This window comes from Vagococcus jeotgali, assembly GCF_035918315.1.
GTDB classification, from domain to species: domain Bacteria; phylum Bacillota; class Bacilli; order Lactobacillales; family Vagococcaceae; genus Vagococcus; species Vagococcus jeotgali.
In genome coordinates this window covers 641,573-658,861 of sequence record NZ_CP142146.1, presented here as the reverse complement: position 1 = coordinate 658,861, position 17,289 = coordinate 641,573, and the positions used below count along the sequence as shown (strand labels likewise).

At 32.9% G+C, this 17,289-nt stretch carries 17 protein-coding genes and 1 tRNA gene; 5 read left to right on the top strand and 13 right to left on the bottom strand.

All coding sequences use genetic code 11. From position 1 onward, the window contains the following. Window positions 1–4 precede the first annotated feature (4 nt). From VSF34_RS03440 to VSF34_RS03430, 3 genes are all read right to left on the bottom strand, one after another. On the bottom strand, window positions 5–3,430 hold the full coding sequence (locus VSF34_RS03440; protein WP_326717675.1) for a pyruvate carboxylase: 3,426 nt from the start codon (window positions 3,428–3,430) through the stop codon (window positions 5–7). Window positions 3,431–3,480: 50 nt separating this feature from the next. After that, window positions 3,481–3,765 (bottom strand): DUF1507 family protein, encoded by a 285-nt coding sequence (locus VSF34_RS03435; RefSeq protein WP_326717674.1) that lies wholly within the window; start codon window positions 3,763–3,765, stop codon window positions 3,481–3,483. 184 nt (window positions 3,766–3,949) lie between these two features. Further along, complete coding sequence (locus tag VSF34_RS03430; protein ID WP_326717673.1) at window positions 3,950–4,561, bottom strand: superoxide dismutase; 612 nt, start codon at window positions 4,559–4,561, stop codon at window positions 3,950–3,952. Window positions 4,562–4,738: 177 nt separating this feature from the next. On the opposite strand from VSF34_RS03430, the gene VSF34_RS03425 reads away from it, so the two are divergent. Continuing rightward, window positions 4,739–5,545 carry a DUF1189 domain-containing protein gene (locus VSF34_RS03425; protein WP_326717672.1) on the top strand — a complete coding sequence of 269 codons (807 nt, stop codon included), beginning with the start codon at window positions 4,739–4,741 and terminating at the stop codon, window positions 5,543–5,545. A gap of 339 nt (window positions 5,546–5,884) precedes the next feature. Here the strand turns inward: VSF34_RS03425 and VSF34_RS03420 are convergent, their stop codons facing one another. The 7 genes from VSF34_RS03420 to mltG all read right to left on the bottom strand — a co-directional run bounded on the left by VSF34_RS03420 (window position 5,885) and on the right by mltG (window position 11,401). Then, the gene (locus VSF34_RS03420; RefSeq protein WP_326717671.1) at window positions 5,885–6,175 is read right to left on the bottom strand and encodes a HesB/YadR/YfhF family protein; all 291 of its coding nucleotides are present in this window, start codon (window positions 6,173–6,175) and stop codon (window positions 5,885–5,887) included. Between the two features lie 74 nt (window positions 6,176–6,249). Beyond that, the gene (locus VSF34_RS03415; protein ID WP_326717670.1) at window positions 6,250–6,912 is read right to left on the bottom strand and encodes a potassium channel family protein; all 663 of its coding nucleotides are present in this window, start codon (window positions 6,910–6,912) and stop codon (window positions 6,250–6,252) included. Between the two features lie 18 nt (window positions 6,913–6,930). After that, window positions 6,931–7,563 carry a response regulator gene (locus VSF34_RS03410; protein ID WP_326717669.1) on the bottom strand — a complete coding sequence of 211 codons (633 nt, stop codon included), beginning with the start codon at window positions 7,561–7,563 and terminating at the stop codon, window positions 6,931–6,933. Next, a complete protein-coding gene (locus VSF34_RS03405; protein WP_326717668.1) occupies window positions 7,556–8,629 on the bottom strand; it encodes a sensor histidine kinase in 1,074 nt (357 codons plus the stop codon). Before VSF34_RS03405 ends, VSF34_RS03410 begins: the two co-directional genes overlap by 8 nt. Continuing rightward, window positions 8,626–9,357, bottom strand: a complete 732-nt coding sequence (gene liaF, locus VSF34_RS03400) for a cell wall-active antibiotics response protein LiaF (RefSeq protein ID WP_326717667.1) — start codon at window positions 9,355–9,357, stop codon at window positions 8,626–8,628. Before liaF ends, VSF34_RS03405 begins: the two co-directional genes overlap by 4 nt. A gap of 149 nt (window positions 9,358–9,506) precedes the next feature. Continuing rightward, a complete protein-coding gene (gene greA, locus VSF34_RS03395; protein WP_326717666.1) occupies window positions 9,507–9,977 on the bottom strand; it encodes a transcription elongation factor GreA in 471 nt (156 codons plus the stop codon). 182 nt (window positions 9,978–10,159) lie between these two features. Next, window positions 10,160–11,401, bottom strand: a complete 1,242-nt coding sequence (mltG, locus tag VSF34_RS03390; RefSeq protein ID WP_326717665.1) for an endolytic transglycosylase MltG — start codon at window positions 11,399–11,401, stop codon at window positions 10,160–10,162. A gap of 204 nt (window positions 11,402–11,605) precedes the next feature. Between mltG and VSF34_RS03385 the strand changes: the two genes are divergently transcribed. Both VSF34_RS03385 and VSF34_RS03380 read left to right on the top strand, forming a co-directional pair. Beyond that, window positions 11,606–11,941, top strand: coding sequence for a zinc ribbon domain-containing protein YjdM (locus tag VSF34_RS03385; protein ID WP_326717664.1), 336 nt, complete (start codon window positions 11,606–11,608; stop codon window positions 11,939–11,941). Between the two features lie 28 nt (window positions 11,942–11,969). Beyond that, window positions 11,970–12,443 carry a hypothetical protein gene (locus tag VSF34_RS03380; protein ID WP_326717663.1) on the top strand — a complete coding sequence of 158 codons (474 nt, stop codon included), beginning with the start codon at window positions 11,970–11,972 and terminating at the stop codon, window positions 12,441–12,443. A gap of 42 nt (window positions 12,444–12,485) precedes the next feature. On the opposite strand, the gene VSF34_RS03375 is transcribed toward VSF34_RS03380, so the two are convergent. After that, window positions 12,486–12,558: transfer RNA gene (locus VSF34_RS03375), tRNA-Thr, on the bottom strand. Between the two features lie 202 nt (window positions 12,559–12,760). On the opposite strand from VSF34_RS03375, the gene VSF34_RS03370 reads away from it, so the two are divergent. Beyond that, the gene (locus VSF34_RS03370) at window positions 12,761–13,312 is read left to right on the top strand and encodes a P-loop NTPase family protein (protein ID WP_326717662.1); all 552 of its coding nucleotides are present in this window, start codon (window positions 12,761–12,763) and stop codon (window positions 13,310–13,312) included. Window positions 13,313–13,404: 92 nt separating this feature from the next. Here the strand turns inward: VSF34_RS03370 and VSF34_RS03365 are convergent, their stop codons facing one another. Both VSF34_RS03365 and recJ read right to left on the bottom strand, forming a co-directional pair. Beyond that, complete coding sequence (locus tag VSF34_RS03365; protein WP_326717661.1) at window positions 13,405–13,917, bottom strand: adenine phosphoribosyltransferase; 513 nt, start codon at window positions 13,915–13,917, stop codon at window positions 13,405–13,407. After that, window positions 13,914–16,235 carry a single-stranded-DNA-specific exonuclease RecJ gene (gene recJ, locus VSF34_RS03360; RefSeq protein ID WP_326717660.1) on the bottom strand — a complete coding sequence of 774 codons (2,322 nt, stop codon included), beginning with the start codon at window positions 16,233–16,235 and terminating at the stop codon, window positions 13,914–13,916. The genes VSF34_RS03365 and recJ overlap by 4 nt, the downstream gene beginning before the upstream one ends. Window positions 16,236–16,374: 139 nt before the next feature. On the opposite strand from recJ, the gene VSF34_RS03355 reads away from it, so the two are divergent. Beyond that, window positions 16,375–17,253 (top strand): polysaccharide deacetylase family protein, encoded by an 879-nt coding sequence (locus tag VSF34_RS03355; RefSeq protein ID WP_326717659.1) that lies wholly within the window; start codon window positions 16,375–16,377, stop codon window positions 17,251–17,253. Window positions 17,254–17,289: the final 36 nt, after the last annotated feature.

Genomic DNA, 17,289 nt, shown 5'->3' with positions numbered 1-17,289 from the left:
CCCTTTAAATTGTTAATTCGACAAGTAAATCTCCTGCTTGAATCGCTTCACCATCACCCACTAGAATACGTTTAACTATACCACTTCGCTTAGCATAAATGGTTGTTTCCATCTTCATCGCTTCTGTGACAATAATCGCATCACCCTTTTGAACTTCTTCTGCGACTGATACTAAAACAGATAGGACTGATCCTGGCATGGTCGCCGCAATATGAGCATCATTAGTTGGTTCTGCTTTTTCTTTCAAGAAGACACTTGATTTTATATTTGTATCTTTCACAACAACCTCACGACGTTGCCCGTTTAAGTTAAAGAATAAAATACGATTACCTTCAATATCAGGCTCACCAATTTCATCTAACGTTAAGATTAACGTTTTTCCTTTTTCTATTCTAACTTCGATATTCTCTCCAGCACGCATCCCCTGGAAGAAAGTAGGGGTTCCTAACAATTCCACGTCACCAAACTGCTTGTTCATTTGAACGTAATCTAAAAAGACTTGAGGGTACATAATATAGCTAATGACCTCTAGATCAGATGGCTGTCTACCTATTTGTTCTTTAAGATCTAATGTTACTTGCTCAAAATCAGCAGGTGGGGTTAAGCTACCTGGACGTACAGTAATTGATGGACGTCCATTTAAAATAATATCTTTTAGTGGCTCAGGAAAACCACCTGTTGGTTGACCTAAATCTCCTTTAAAGAAACTAATCACTGACTCTGGATAACTAAGTTCTCTACCACGTGACATAATATCTTCTTCAGTTAAATTATTTTGTACCATAAATAAAGCCATATCTCCGACAACTTTAGATGACGGGGTAACTTTCACAATGTCTCCAAACATCAAGTTAACAGTTTTATACATCTCTTTTACTTCATCAAATCTCTCACCAAGCCCAACTGCTGCAGCTTGTTGTTGAAGATTAGAATATTGACCACCTGGCATTTCATGTTGGTAAACTTCTGTTTGAGCTGCACTAATACCATTTTCAAATGGCGCATAGTAACGTCTCACATCTTCCCAGTAATGGTTTACTTTTTGGACATTTTCAATATCAAGTTCAAGAGCTCTTGGTCCATTTTTTAGAGCATAATATAAGCTACTCATACTAGGTTGACTTGTCGCACCACTCATTGCACTTATAGAGACATCTACAATATCAACACCTGCCTTAGTGGCAGCTGAATAAGTGATAATCCCATTACCTGCTGTATCATGAGTATGTAAATGAATTGGTAAATCAACTGTTGCTTTTAATTCTGTGATCAAATGATAAGCAGCTTGAGGTTGTAGTAAACCTGCCATATCTTTTAGACCAATGATGTGAGCCCCCATGTTTTCTAAATCCTTAGCCATTTGTTTATAATAAGCTAAATTATATTTAGAGCGTTCAGGATTTAACACATCCCCCGTGTAACAAATAGCACCTTCAGCAATTTTACCTGCATCTCTGATATATTGAATACTTTTTTGCATTTGAGGTAACCAGTTTAGGCTATCAAATATTCTAAATACATCAATGCCTTCTCTAGCTGATAAATTAATAAACTCTTTTAAAACATTATCTGGATAATTTTGATACCCCACAGCATTTGAACCTCTAAATAACATTTGGAATAATGTATTTGGCATTAGTTTTCTTAACTTTCTAAGCCTTACCCAAGGATCTTCACTTAAGAATCTATAAGAGACATCAAATGTTGCCCCACCCCACATCTCTAAGGAGAATAAGTTGGGTAATGCATCTTCTGTGGCTTGTGCAATTCGTTTTAAATCATTGGTTCTTACACGGGTTGCTAGTAAGCTTTGATGAGCATCACGAAACGTTGTATCTGTCATTAAAACTTCTGGTTGCTCCTTCACCCAATCTACAACAGCTTGAGCTCCAGATGTATCAAGTATTTGCTTAGGTGTAACAATTTGTTTTTCAATACGCTCTATTTTAGGCAGTCTTGGCAATTCATTGTGTTGTTTTTCTGTTTTACCAATTCCAGGAAAACCATTAACTGTCACCTCAGCAATGTATTTCATCATTTTATTACCACGGTCTCTATCTTCTGGAAACTTAAACAAAGTAGGTGTGTTATCAATAAATGTTGTTGTCGCCTCACCCTTTGCAAATGTTGGATGAGATAGAACGTTGTATAAAAAGGGAATATTAGTTTTGACTCCCCGAATTCTAAATTCTTTTAGTGCACGTAACATTTTTTGAATAGTCTGCTCAAACGTTATAGCATGTGTACAAACCTTAACTAGTAAAGAATCAAAAAACGGAGAAACAATCGCTCCTGCAAATGCGTTACCAACATCTAAACGAATACCATAACCACCAGGAGATCGATACGTGTCAATTTTTCCAATATCTGGTAAAAATTGATTTAATGGATCTTCTGTTGTGATACGACACTGGATGGCATACCCATGAATATGAATCCCTTCCTGATGAGGTAATAACATATCCTTATGTAAATCTTGACCCATGGCTATTTGAATTTGACTAATAACAATATCAACATCAGTAATAAGTTCTGTAATTGTATGCTCCACTTGAATCCTAGGATTAACCTCTATGAAATAAAAATCATCATTTTCTACTAAGAACTCAACTGTTCCAGCATTCACATAATCAACATGTTTCATTAATCTAACAGCCGCATCACAAATGTCTACTCTTTGTTTGTCACTTAGTGAAATAGAAGGAGCTACTTCTACAACTTTTTGATGTCTTCTTTGTACGGAACAATCTCGTTCAAAAAGATGCAACATGTTACCATGAGTATCTCCTAAAATTTGAACTTCTATATGCTTAGGATTTGAGATGTACTTTTCAACATATACTTCATCACTACCAAAAGCCGCTTTTGCTTCACTTTTAGATCGTTTATAACCATCTTCTGCCTCTTCTTTTGTATAGGCCACTCGCATACCACGACCACCACCACCAAGGGCTGCTTTGATCATAATTGGGTAACCAAAAGTCTCTCCAAAATTTAGAACGTCTTCCAAACTTTCAACTGGTCCATCTGTCCCAGGAATAGCATCTACCCTAGCTGCTTTTGCCGCCTGTTTAGCTTTAATTTTATCACCAAAAATATCTAATTGATGAACTGTTGGCCCAATAAAAGTAATGCCTTCTTCTTCACATCTTTTAGCAAAATCAATGTTTTCAGATAAAAAGCCATAACCTGGGTGAATCGCGTCTGCCTCACACTCTTTAGCTACTCGAATAATATCTTCAATATCTAAATAAGCCTCAATTGGTTTTTTACCAGCTCCAATTAAGTATGCCTCATCTGCCTTAAAACGATGAATAGAACGCTCATCTTCTGTGGCGTACACCGCTACAGTTTCTAAATTTAATTCTGTACAGGCTCTAAACACACGAATGGCTATTTCACCACGATTGGCTACTAATACTTTCTTCATACAAATTCCCCCGATTTTCACACCTATCATTTTTTAAACTAAAGACTATCTCAGTCAACATCTTTAGATTCTTGGTATACATTATTATATACTCGGTTTAATTCTTGTTCTAAGTCAGCAATCAACTGACTTCCGTATTGCTTATCAATTAAACCAATTGATTGTGCAAACTCTATCTGTTTTGAAAAACCAAACATCTGCGTATCAACAACTTCCTCAAAAGCTTTACATTGTGAAATACATTGATAATTTCGTTGGTTAGTTAATAATTTTCTAATTTTTTCTGCCTCTTGGTTTAAAGACAACATAATTGTTTCACGAGATATTTCTACCATTTTCTTGGCCTCCCTTATATCAATACATTGTAACATAAATTTAAAGCTGTTTGGTTAGTCATTTGGACAATTAAAAAAAACATAAAAAAGTAGAAGGATGACTTAAATGTCATCCTTCTACTCACCTATATAAATCATTTTCATCTTTAGAAAATAGTACAGCTTCTCCCAACTATGTCATTGATTATTTTTGAATTTCTTTGTAGCGTCTGTTTACTTCATCCCAGTTAATAACATTAAAGAAAGCTTTAACATACTCTGGACGAACATTGCTATATTTTTTGTAATATGCATGTTCCCACACATCAATACCAAGTAATGGTGTTAATCCATCTGTTAATGGTGAGTCTTGGTTTGGTGTAGACATAATTTCTAATTGACCGTTATTATCAACTAACCAAGCCCAACCTGAACCAAAACGTGATGTTGCAGCTGCTAAAAATTGCTCCTTAAAAGCATCATAGCTACCAAAAGCACTCTCAATAGCACCTTTAATGGCTCCTGTTGGTTCACCACCACCTGTTGGCGACATGATTTCCCAGAAAAATGTATGATTAGCATGTCCGCCGCCATTGTTACGAACTGCTACACGAATATCTTCAGGTACATCATTTAAGTTAATAATTAATTCTTCAATTGTTTGGTTACCCAATTCAGGATAATTCTCAATTGCTGCATTTAAGTTTGTGACATAAGTGTTGTGATGTTTATCGTGATGTAGTTTCATTGTTAATTCATCAATATGTGGTTCTAGTCCGTCATATGCATAAGGTAATTCTGGTAAAATATAAGCCATGTTAAAAATTCCTCCCAAAAATATTATTCTTTGTATCTTCAATATAACATCTTATAAGGGGAAAAACAAAATATCAGCTTGAGTGTCCATTAACAGTCTGTCCTTGTATTTAAAAACCAAACACGTTAAAATGGTAAGATATTAACAAAGAAATATGTATTTACTAAAGGAGTTCTTATGAGTACAATTAATTTAATTAAAGCAAGTTTTACACAACCGAAGTTATTAATGGAAGCCCGCCATAAAAAGGGCTGGCACATTTTTGTCTATATATTAATTCTAGCTTTAGTCTTATCATTACCAGTCATTTATCAAACAACACAAATTACACAATCCATGCAACAAGATGGCGAAGAGATTATAAAAAAAATGCCTGATTTCAAAATCGTCGATAACACTTTAACACCTGATAAAAAAGATTCAGGATTTGTTTATCAAACAAACTCGATTATTTTTACCTTTGATCCAGATGGCAAGCGTAATAAACAAGACATTGCATCTGACGCTTCAGGCAATGCGTTGGTTATTGGTCTATTAAAACATGAAGCAGTCTTGGCTCTTCCACAAATAGGAACAACAACTGATGTTGTAGATAGTAACTTGGTAACCATTCCGTACTCTCTTCCGCAAGTTTCCATGCTAAGTAAAACATTCATCGAACAAATGTTAACTGGAAAAACAAGTGGTGTGATGTGGTTTGGATTAATTCTTATTATTACTTTTGTCATGGTTTTAGTTAACTTTTTAATTGATATCGTATTGTTAACATTCTTTGCTACCTTATTTACAAAATTAAGAATGTTACGTTTAAAATTTACAGATGTTTTTAAAATTTTAATTTATTGTGCCACAGTACCTACTATTTTAACTGTCATTGCTCAATTTATTTGGCCTAGTATTTCTTTTGGATCTATTGGTCTAGCTCTAACTTTGATCATTTATTTTAGTGCCCTTCCAAAGATCCCAAAAATTAAAAAGAAATAAGTTGCTTCCATATATGTAGTGCCCCCCTATGTAGTGCCCCCCTAAAGTTAGACCAAAAAATCTAACTTTAGAGGGGGCACTACACACATCTCAAACGTTTGAGGTGTATTTTTTTATCTTCAAACTACCTATATACATCATTACTTAATATAGTACATCAAAATTTTTACTAAAACATTCATTTAAAATAGCCAAACACAAAAAAACACAAATCTAAAGAGGGTGATTTGTGTTAAGTTTCTTATTAGTATTGTGCTTACCTACCGACTCAACAAAGAACACCTTAAAAGATAATTTATTTTTTTGACTACATAATAAAAAATCTCTGATGACTAATGATTATACTGTGTAGGTATAACGCGGTTCCTCTAAAATTGGATCTAAATCAACGGTTAATATATAGTCTGAAAAAAACCACTCATCTCCGTGTTCAGTAAAATAAGTAATCCCATCTTTATTGACTGCTTCTAAACTTTCCATTGGCTCAACAACTTGAATACCTGTTGAAAAACCAACATGAACATTAGTACTTCCACCATATTTCCCAAAAATACGGAGTGTATCACCTGTTTCTAAATCTAATTCATCTTTAAACCAATTATGTGCTTGATCTGTTATAACAAGTTCCATGATACGTCGCTCCAATCTTATCTATCTGGAAAGTAGTATATCACATTCCATTAAAATGAAAATTTTTTTGCCTACTATTTCATTTTTTCATCTAAATAATCGACATTATCATTATGCCCAACAACCAATAAGACATCATCTTCTAGAATAATTTGATTAGGTGGAGGAGAGACAATTAAATCATTTTTTCCACGCCTAATAGCTACAATCGTCACATTATAATGTTTTCTAAAATTAATCTCTTCAATAGTTTTATTAAAAAATTTACGATAACTCACCTGAATCTCGGCTAATGAATAATCTTCTGATAATTCTATAAAGTCCAACATATTGTTTGAAGTCAGCTTATGACCTAACCTAATTCCCATATCACGTTCTGGATGAACAACTATATCTGCACCCACTTTTTCTAATACTCTAGCATGATATTCATTTTGTGCCTTAGCTACAATATGAGGTACTCCCATCTCTTTTGCCATTAAAGTAACTAAAATACTAGCTTGAATGTCCTCACCAATTGCAACAATAACATAATCAAAATTTCTAAGTCCTAATGACCTTAATGTTGATTCATCTTGAGCATTAGCTAGTACTGTATGTGTTGCAATATTCATGTATTTATTGACCCGGTCTTCACAATTATCGATAGCTAAAACCTCTTGGTCTGATTCAATTAATTCTTTACAAACACTACCACCAAAACGTCCTAAACCGATAATAGCAAATGTTTTTCTCATCTTAATTCTCCTAATTCTTTATTTTACAATCCCATGTTTAAAGGCATAGATAGCCGCCTGTGTTCTGTCATCTACATTTAATTTTGATAAGATGTTTGACACATGAGTTTTCACTGTTTTTAATGTAATAAACAAGTCATCGGCAATTTCTTGATTACTTTTTCCCTCAGAAATAAGTAATAAAATTTCCTTTTCACGATTAGTCAAATCTTCATGTAAGATATGCTCATGTGGTTTTGATAAACGTTCCATCATCTTGCTTGTTACCTCTGGCTCAAGTACCTTTTCTCCCTTATTAGCTGATCTAATAGCATTTGCTATATCTTTAGCAGAAGAAGTTTTCAGTAAGTAACCAGCAGCTCCTGCTTCAATTGCTGGGTATACTTTCTCATCATCAATAAAACTTGTAACAATAATAATTTTAGCTTCAGGCCATTCTGATAAGATTTTAGTTGTTGATTCAATACCATCCATCTCGTCCATGACCAAATCCATTAAAATGACATCTGGTTTTAAATCTATCGCTTTTTCATAGCCTACTCTTCCATTTTCAGCCTCCCCAACAACTTCTATATCTGACTGGATTGACAAATAAGAAGAAACACCAAGACGTACCATTTCATGATCGTCTATTAATAATACTCTAATCATCTAATTTCTCCTTTATAATAGGAATTTTGATTTCAATACTCGTTCCTTGTCCTTTAAAGCTAACAATCCGACATGTTCCACCCATGCCTTGAACTCTTTCTTGAATATTTTGTAAGCCGTAACTTCCAACTTTTTCATCTGATTTATCAAAGCCAACCCCGTCATCAACCACACGAAGTAGTACCATCTGATCAATCTTAGTCAGATAAACCTCTAATAAATCAGCCTTAGCATGTCGTAAGGTATTAGATAATAGTTCTTGAGTGATTCTAAAAATATTATCCTCAATATAATCTGGTAATCTGATATCTTCTACTTGCCAGATTAACTCTATATTAATCTTTGTTTCCAATTCTTTCAATAGCATTTCAATACCTTTTTGTAAGGATTTACCTTCTAGATTAATCGGTCGTAAATGAAGTAGTAAAGCGCGCATCTCTGATTGAGAGGTATTAATAATGGAAGTAATGACTTTTAACTGACTCTCTACAATGTCTGGTACATCTAACTCGTCTAGCAGCTCATTTAAAGTAGATAACATCATAGTTGCAGCAAATAACTGTTGACTGACAGAATCGTGTAATTCTCTAGCAATTCTATAACGTTCTAATTTTATAATTTCTTCTTTAGACTCCCCACTAAATTGTGGCGGAATTGCATTTAATTCTTGAATTTCTTTAGACATGCTCATCATTTTATCTCTAATTAATACAATATCTTGCTCCACATCGGTAATAAGTTCTGTGTCACCATCATGAAGTGTTTGATTAAAAATCACAGTATCATAATTCCCTTTACTTAAAGAATGTACTTGCTCTTCTACTCGGCCATACACATAGTGATTAATCAAATATAAAATGCCAAGCACAATACCACTTACAACAAGGGAAATAATAATGATATAAACTAAAAAGGGAACTTTAAATAACCTTGTTGTAATAAGTTCTAGCATCCACTTCTCTTGCTTTTTAGCATAAAAATATGTGTATAAGGTGATAATCAATACTAAAAAAGTCAAAACAAAAGTGTAGAAAAAAAATAAAGGTCTATTCTTTTTCCCCATCATACACGAATCACCTCAATATCTCCAAACAAGGTACTCGTAATAATTTTTAATCTTCTAGCAGCTTCATCATAATCTTGACTATATAATTTAATGGATTCATTACTTAGCTGATATAACTCATCATCAAATTGAACTGATCCTCTTAAACTTGAATGCTCTAGTAAAATACCTATTCCAGTTGGAACTAAGATACGTGTCCTACCAAAGCCTTTGCGAATGATAACCACATTATCTTCTTTTGGTAATAACGTATTACCTAAATCAATAATAGTATCACCAATACCAACTATCATATTGATATCATCCCATTCATAAGTATCATTTCCAAGACGCTGACTACCAATCCAAGAACGCTTGAAACGTTTGCCTGACTTATTAATTTTACTTGTCGTTTTAATCATTTTAATTTGCTTCTTTTTCGAGGTCATACTATTTAAAATATTAATTCCTGAAAATTCTACACCAACTAAGCCAAAATATAGGATTCCAACAATAATCATTACCCAAATAGCAGGACTACTTAACAGACATAACACACCAACTATTAAAGCTGCTATCATTTGAAATTGATTAAATGATGTTCGTCTTTTTTTGAAGAAAACATAAACTAAGTTTAGAATCGCTATCACTAAGAATACTAATATAGGGATATTACTTGTTAATTGGTACATTGCCCACACTAAAAGTAATAATTCAAAAACTAAAAAAAACTTCCATGAGCTCCTCATCTCTTCAGCTCCTTTTTACACTCTATTGTACTCATATTATAAACAATTATCTCATGGCTTTACTATCCGTCTTTAGACCTAAAAATAGCTAAAACAAAGAAAATACCTAAACTTTTATTTTTACAAATAAAAATCAAGGTATTTAATTACTATGCAATTTTAATAATTTTAACTAACATATCTCCAGCTGGTGTATCAATTGCTACTTCCTCATCTAATTCTCTACCTAAAAGAGCACGAGCAATTGGTGAGTCATTTGAAATCTTTCCAGAGAACGGATCAGCTTCAGCACTACCTACAATTGTATATTCTTCTTCTTCTCCATCTGGTAATTCAATAAATGTGACCGTTCTCCCTAACGAAACAACGCTACTATCTGTATTATCATTATCAATAATCTCAGCAAAACGAATCATATTTTCTAATGATGTAATTTTTCCTTCAACAAAAGCTTGCTCATCTTTAGCAGATTCATACTCAGAGTTTTCTGATAGGTCTCCAAAACTTCTTGCAATCTTAATACGTTCAACGATTTCTTTACGCTTAACCGTTTTCAGCATTTCAAGTTCTTCTTCTAGTTTTTCCTTACCTTCTAAAGTCATCGGATAAACTTTTTCCATAAATCTCACTTCTCCTCAGTAAATTAAATTATAGCTGTCTTATTTGATAAGACAAAGGATGAGCCTTCTTATTTTTTAATCTAAGAAAGCTCATCTATTTTACATAACAAATACAATACCATGCAATGAATTAAATGTAAACATTTAAAACTAAAATGTCTATTTTTTTGTCATTTTACGTATTATTCTACTTTATCATCAATATATTCTTTTTTATAAGCCAAATGCTCATCATATGTCTTAGCATAATAAACCTTTCCAGTTGAAACGTCTGCTAAGAAATATAAATCATCAATTGGATCAGGATTTAATACAGCTTTGATCGCCTGCTCACTTGGATTATTAAATGGACCAGGACCTGTTCCTTTATTTACATATAAATTATACGGTGAGTCCACTAAAGTATCTTTTTCAGATAGATGGACCTTATGTTCATCTTTAGCATAAAGAATAGAAATATCTGATTGTAAAGGCATCTCAATAGCTAATCTATTAAAGAAAACTTGAGAAATTTTACGGCGATCCTCTTCTGTCAGCCCTTCTTTTTCAACTAATGAAGCTAATGTTAAAACTTGTTGAACAGTTAGGTTTTTTTGTTTGATTGTCTCATAAAACGGTGTCATTACTTGATTAGTTTTATCAACCATTTGTGTCACTAAGTCTTCTAAAGACATATCTTGGTAGTAATAATAAGTAGCAGGATATAAATACCCTTCTAACTTATACCTCACATCTTTTGCTTCTTTAGCACTAGTTAATAGCTCTGGATATTTATCAACTAGAACATTGAAATAATCATCATTTTTCATTAATACTAAAAAGTCATCTTCAGTTATGTCTGTATTATCAGCTACAAGTTTAGCAATTTGAGCTACTGTATACCCTTCTGGAATAGTTAGTTTTGCATCTGCTAAACTGATAGGCTCATCTGTTCCCCCATTTTCTAGACTCTCAGAAATTTCATCTAAAGTCATATTAGGAGCCATTTGATAAAAACCTGCTTGAAAATCACTTCTATTATTCATCTTTACATAGTAAGAAAAAACAAGCCCACTTTTAATAACATGATTTTTCTCTAAAATTTGGCCAATATCTTTACTACTGCTACCTATGGGAATCTCTATTTGCACAAGGTCATCATCTTTGCTATTTAGTGGCTTCAAGCTTGTAGTAAAATAGCTATAAAAAGAAAAACTAGCTATACCTAAAACTAACAACAATACGACAACGACTATCCAAACGATTTTTCTAACCATATTATTTTCTTTTTGACGCTTATTAAAACGCTTTTCTATGTCCTCTTTATCATTTAATGTGTCATGAGTTTGTTTGTGCTCCCCATGAATTGACCCTTCATTATCTATTGGCACTTGATGATTTTCATCATCTCCAACTGGATTATAATCATCCTCTTTATCTCTCAAGAAAGGGCCCTCCTTTACTTTAAATTTGCTCCTATCATTATACATGATTATATGCAAATTCCAAACATCATTTTTTATTTTCTATTATGAATTTTTTATTTAATGTCCCCTTGGTGCAGAATATAATATTTTTATACAATAAACTTTATTTTTTTTTAGAAATAAGATACAATAAAGGTGATTTAAAGAAGGGAGGTTATTTAATTGGAAACTCTACCAAATTGTCCAAAGTGTGGCTCTAGCTATACTTATGAAGATAGTTCATTATTTGTTTGTCCAGAATGTGCGCATGAATGGAATGAAATAGAAGAAGTTGAAACAGATGAAGCAGTTGTCAAAGATTCTAATGGTAACGTATTAGTAGATGGTGACTCTGTTACAGTTATTAAAGATTTGAAAGTTAAAGGTGCCAGTCAACCAATCAAACAAGGAACAAAAGTTAAAAACATTCGTTTAGTCGAAGGCGATCATAATATCGATTGTAAAGTTGATGGCTTTGGTCCTATGAAATTGAAGTCTGAGTTTGTTAAAAAATTATAATCTAATTTGAAGAAGGAGATATACTATTATGAACAAGAAAAAGATCAGTGCAATTATTTTATCAATCGCTACCCTATTCTTTTTAGTTGCATGTGGTAATAGCTCTAAAATCTCTAAAAAAGATATTGAAAAACATACTTGGTCAGCAACAGTTGATGGTGAAAAAAATGAGGATATGGCTTTTATCTTCACTTTCACTGATGATACTGTTAAAGCTAAGCTAGATAAAAAGCATACAAACTTCGATAAAATAGATGATGATACCATGTCTAAAGAAGAAAAACAAATGTCTAAAGAGCTAGCTGGTGCTGTGATTGAGAATATGGAGTTAGAAGCTAATTATTCTCTAGAAAACAAAGATTTACATTTAGAAAATCAAAATTATGATTTAAACACAAACTTCATTATCGAAAAAGATGGTGACAATATCAAACTAACTCCAAAAGGTGACAATTCTGATATTAAACCTATTATTTTAGAACCAATTAAAGATTCTAAATAAAAAAACACTCAGTTTCTCGTTAAACTGAGTGTTTTTTGATGAAGCCACTTGTCGGACTTGAACCGACGACCCCCACCTTACCATGGTGGTGCTCTACCAGCTGAGCTAAAGCGGCAAATGAACTTTCGATTTATATCATAACTAGATTAGTCTGAGTTGTCAATAAAAAATATATCATGTTATAATTCTCTCTATTTTTATTGACAATCAGAGTATTTTTAACATGATAATTTAGAAATAACTACAGTCTATTCTTGAAAAATATGAACATATACTGTACGCTTATTTTATGATTATTGAACTGGAGAAAAAATCAAATGAAAATTAGAATTATTGGTTATGCTGGGAGTGGAAAAACGTCCCTCACCTCAAGGCTTCAAACACAATATAATACTCAAGGGATCTCGCTTGATGATTATTTAAAGATAAAAAACAAAGAACATCGCCAATCAGCATTAAATGATCGTTTAAACGCCCTGAACAGCTGGGTTGTGGAAGGTGTTCAAGTGAGCCAGTGGACAATCGAGAGCATTAAACAAGCTGATATAATTGTTGTGCTTGACTACCCGCTAATCATTTCACAATTTCGTGTGACTAAACGAGCATTTCAACAATTTTTTGATTTTAACAGACCTTGGAGCCAAAGAAAACGTGTTTTTAAACGGATGTTTAAATTATATAAATGGAATCGACGTTTTAAAAAAAGGTTACCAACAATCAAAACAAGTCTTTACAAACAATCAGCAAAACTCATTATTCTTGAATCTCCAAAAGATGAAGACAGACTACATAAAGAAATTAAATCTTATATAAGGCATCATCCACAGAAAAAAAGTAGACGAAAAAAAATAAAGAAAAAGACGAAATAATCACATTTTTGTAGTACACCCCTAAAGTTAGACCAGAAAATCTAATTTTAGGGGGACACTACATTTAAAGTGAATTACTTCGTCTTTTTTTATTAAAAGTCCATTAAGGCTAATATATCATAACCCTCAATTTTATCACGGCCATGTAAGTCCATTAACTCAACTAAAAAAGCACATCCCACAACAATACCACCAAGTTGCTCAACTAATTCTATTGTAGCAGCAATCGTACCACCAGTTGCTAGTAAATCATCACAAATAATAACTTTTTGTCCTGGTTTAATCGCATCTTCATGTAATGTTAGTGTAGCTTCTCCGTACTCTAAGCCGTAGCTTACTTCAATGGTCTCACGTGGTAACTTTCCTTTTTTACGTGCTGGTGCAAAGCCAATACCTAACTCATAAGCTACTGGACAACCAATAATAAAACCACGAGCCTCTGGTCCAACAACCATTTCAGCCCCTTTTTCTTTAGCATATTTAACAATTTGACGTGTTGCCTCTTGATAAGCTGCACCGTCACCCATTAGTGGTGAAATATCTCTAAAAACAACACCTTCTTTAGGGTAATTAGGGATACTTGCAATATAATCCTTTAGATTCATTCATTTTCCTCCTGTTTTGATATCCACTGACCGATATCACTTATATTACTGTACAAAAATAATTTTTCCATGTCTATCTTTTCTAAATAGGCTTGATATGTCTGACTCTCTTCAAGAGATTTATTCTCTGGATTATCAACTTTTTTCATCAAACCATCTTCTATTATAACAAATCCTAACTCAAAAAACACTTCTATCATAAAAATTAATAAAGGTTTATCAATCTGTAAATACTGACTAATATCTCCTAGTCTGTTCCTAACATCAATGGAAGACTGGGCATTTATTAGTTTGAATAATTTCCCAAATTCTGCTCTTTTGGGAATGCCAGTTAAATAATGATCTTGCTTAATCTTAATATAAAAATAGATACGGGGGACAATTAACTCTTTAAATACGTAGCTAGCTATCATCATATTATATGGACAATCAACAATGATAACTTCATCATATTTATTAATAATAGACATATCAATATTATCCAAACTATCAAGTAAATAGGTAGTATCATCAGGTTTAAAGTTTGCCATTTCCGTTTCTTCATTGAAGACTAAATAGGCTCTAGAGTGTCCACTATTTTTGTTTTCTGGTATCATTTTCCCTCTGATGTCGAATAATTGAGTATCCTCAATTTTATAATCTTTCAACATAAATTGTGGTTTTTTTAAGCCATTCCACTCATTGATGCTCAGCTGGCCGACAACTTGAATATCTTCTTGCCCTTCAAACTCTACTAGCTCACTTCCTTTACCAAAAGCAATATAGTCAACTTGATGATTTGTCTGACTTAACTGACCTTTTAAGTGAGATAGATCCGAACCAATCTGTTTAGTATTAAGTACTTCACTAGCTTCAACTAAAAAATAAGGCGAAGGATTTTGATTACCAAATGGAGCTAGTTTATTTAGTGATTCAATAAATTCTATTGTAATCATATCAATATCTATTTTTGCATCAATCATCAAATCATCTTTTGTCTGACTTGAAATAGAGTCTCTTAACATTAATTCTAAGTTACTTATCAAAGCTGGTAGCTCTTCTTTATTTAAAGACAAACCAGCAGCCATATGATGACCTCCAAAAGTAATGAGATAATCATCTAAATTAGATAAACAGTCATAAATATTAATAGACTGAATACTTCTAGCTGAACCCTTAGCAATACCAGTAGTTTCATCTATATTCAATATAATTGCTGGACGATTTGTTTCTTGAACGACTTTACTTGCTACGATTCCAAGTACACCTTCATGCCAACCATTTTTAGCTAATACGTAGATAGGTTTATCACCTAGTTGGCTTATCATATCAAATGCTTCTGTTGTTATTTCTTTAACTAGATCTTGTCGCTTAGTATTCATGATTTGAATATCATTAGCTATTTTCTTAGCCTCTTCTTCATCAAACGTTGATAAAAAATCAACACCAATGAAAGCATCTCCTATGCGTCCTAAAGCATTTAATCTAGGAGCAATCTGAAAACTAATCATTTCTGAGGTAGCCTCATGTAAATCAAAAGAAGCAATATCTGCCAAAGAATGTAATCCAATTCGCTCAGTTTGCTTTAATACTTCAATACCAAATTTAACAAGGGTTCTATTTTCTCCAGTTAATGGAACTAAATCAGCTACCGTTCCTATTGCAACCAAATCTAAACTCTCGCTGGGAATTTCTTCTAATAAAGCTGTCGCTAATTTAAAACTAACTCCAACACCAGCTAATTCTTTATCAGGATAATCTCCAAGTGGGTGTCTTGGATGAATAATACTAAAAGCCTTAGGTAACTCCTCTGGTAACTCATGGTGATCTGTCACAATCACATCCACACCTTGCTCAGTGGCAAATTCAATAGCATCGTGACCAGTAACACCATTATCTACTGTTATGATCAGCTCAGCGCCCTCATCTTCTATCAAATGCTTATAAACCTCTTGATTAGGCCCATAGCCATCTTTAAACCTATTGGGTATATAATAATCTACAATTCCACCAATAAGCTCTATCGCCTCTTTTAAGACTGTTGTACTCGTTATACCATCTGCATCATAATCTCCATAAATAAAGATTTTTTGTCCCTCTTGAATAGCTAACTGGATTCTGGTTACAGTTTTTTCCATATCATAAAATAAAAAAGGATCATGAAGATCAGCTAGTGATGGTGTTAAAAAAGAGTCTACTTCCCCAACTTCTTTAATACCTCGGTTATATACTAATTTAGAAAAAATATCAGGATAACCTTCTACTTTCATTTTTTCAATAAATAACTCTCCACCAGAGGTTATTTTTTGAAAATTCCAATTATAATGTGATTCTTTCACACTAACACTTCCCTTTCTATACCAATGCTCTGGTTAAATTCTACCATAGTTTAACATAGCTAGGCTATTTCAACAATTGGACTAAAAGCATTGTATTCAACGAAATCCTTTGATAAGATGATAAAAAAGGAGGACATATATGACGAAGAAAAAAATTTGGTTTTTAGTTTCTCTATTAATTTTAGAGCTAGTTTTAGTAGGCGTATTTTTCACTAAAAAAGACCAACCTAGTGCTGTTGAGATAGATCAGACTTCACAGTCTACTATACAAATAGAAAGTACAGATGTAGAGCCAATCAAAGAAGAACTCCCAGAACATATTGATACAAAAGATTGGATAACATCAGAAGAAACCATATCTTTTCCTATCCTTATGTATCACAGTCTGACAAGTAGTGATGATGGTAATACGCTAAAAGTACCACCTCATGAATTCAAAGAACACATGGAATGGCTAAAAGAAAATGATTATTATACCCTATCTCCTGAAGAAGCTTATATTGTATTGACACAAAATAAAAAACCAAAAGATAATATAGTCTGGGTAACTCTTGATGATGGCTATTTAAATAATTATACTGAGGGGTATCCTATATTTGAAGAGCTTAAATTAAAGGGAACAATCAATTATATTACTTCCAAAACAGATCATGATGCTTATTTTCATGAAAAAGAAATGAAGGAAATGAGTGAAAGTCCTTTTATATCAATTGAAAGCCATACTGTTAGCCACCTAGATTTAAATACTCTTTCCGACGAAGAAATCAGAAATGAATTAGTTCAATCAAAAGATTGGTTAAATCAAGAATTAAATCAAGAAACAACAGTTCTATGCTATCCAGCTGGACGATATGATGAACGTATTGAACAGATTGCTGAGGAAACTGGCTATAAAATGGCCATTACAACAGAACCTGGTTATGCTAGTATAAATGATGGATTATTTGCATTAAAAAGAGTAAGAGTATCACCAGGATATGATAAAGAACAATTTGGTAATTATTTAACTGGTACATAAACTAAAGACGAAGCTTACATTTAATCATGTAAGCTT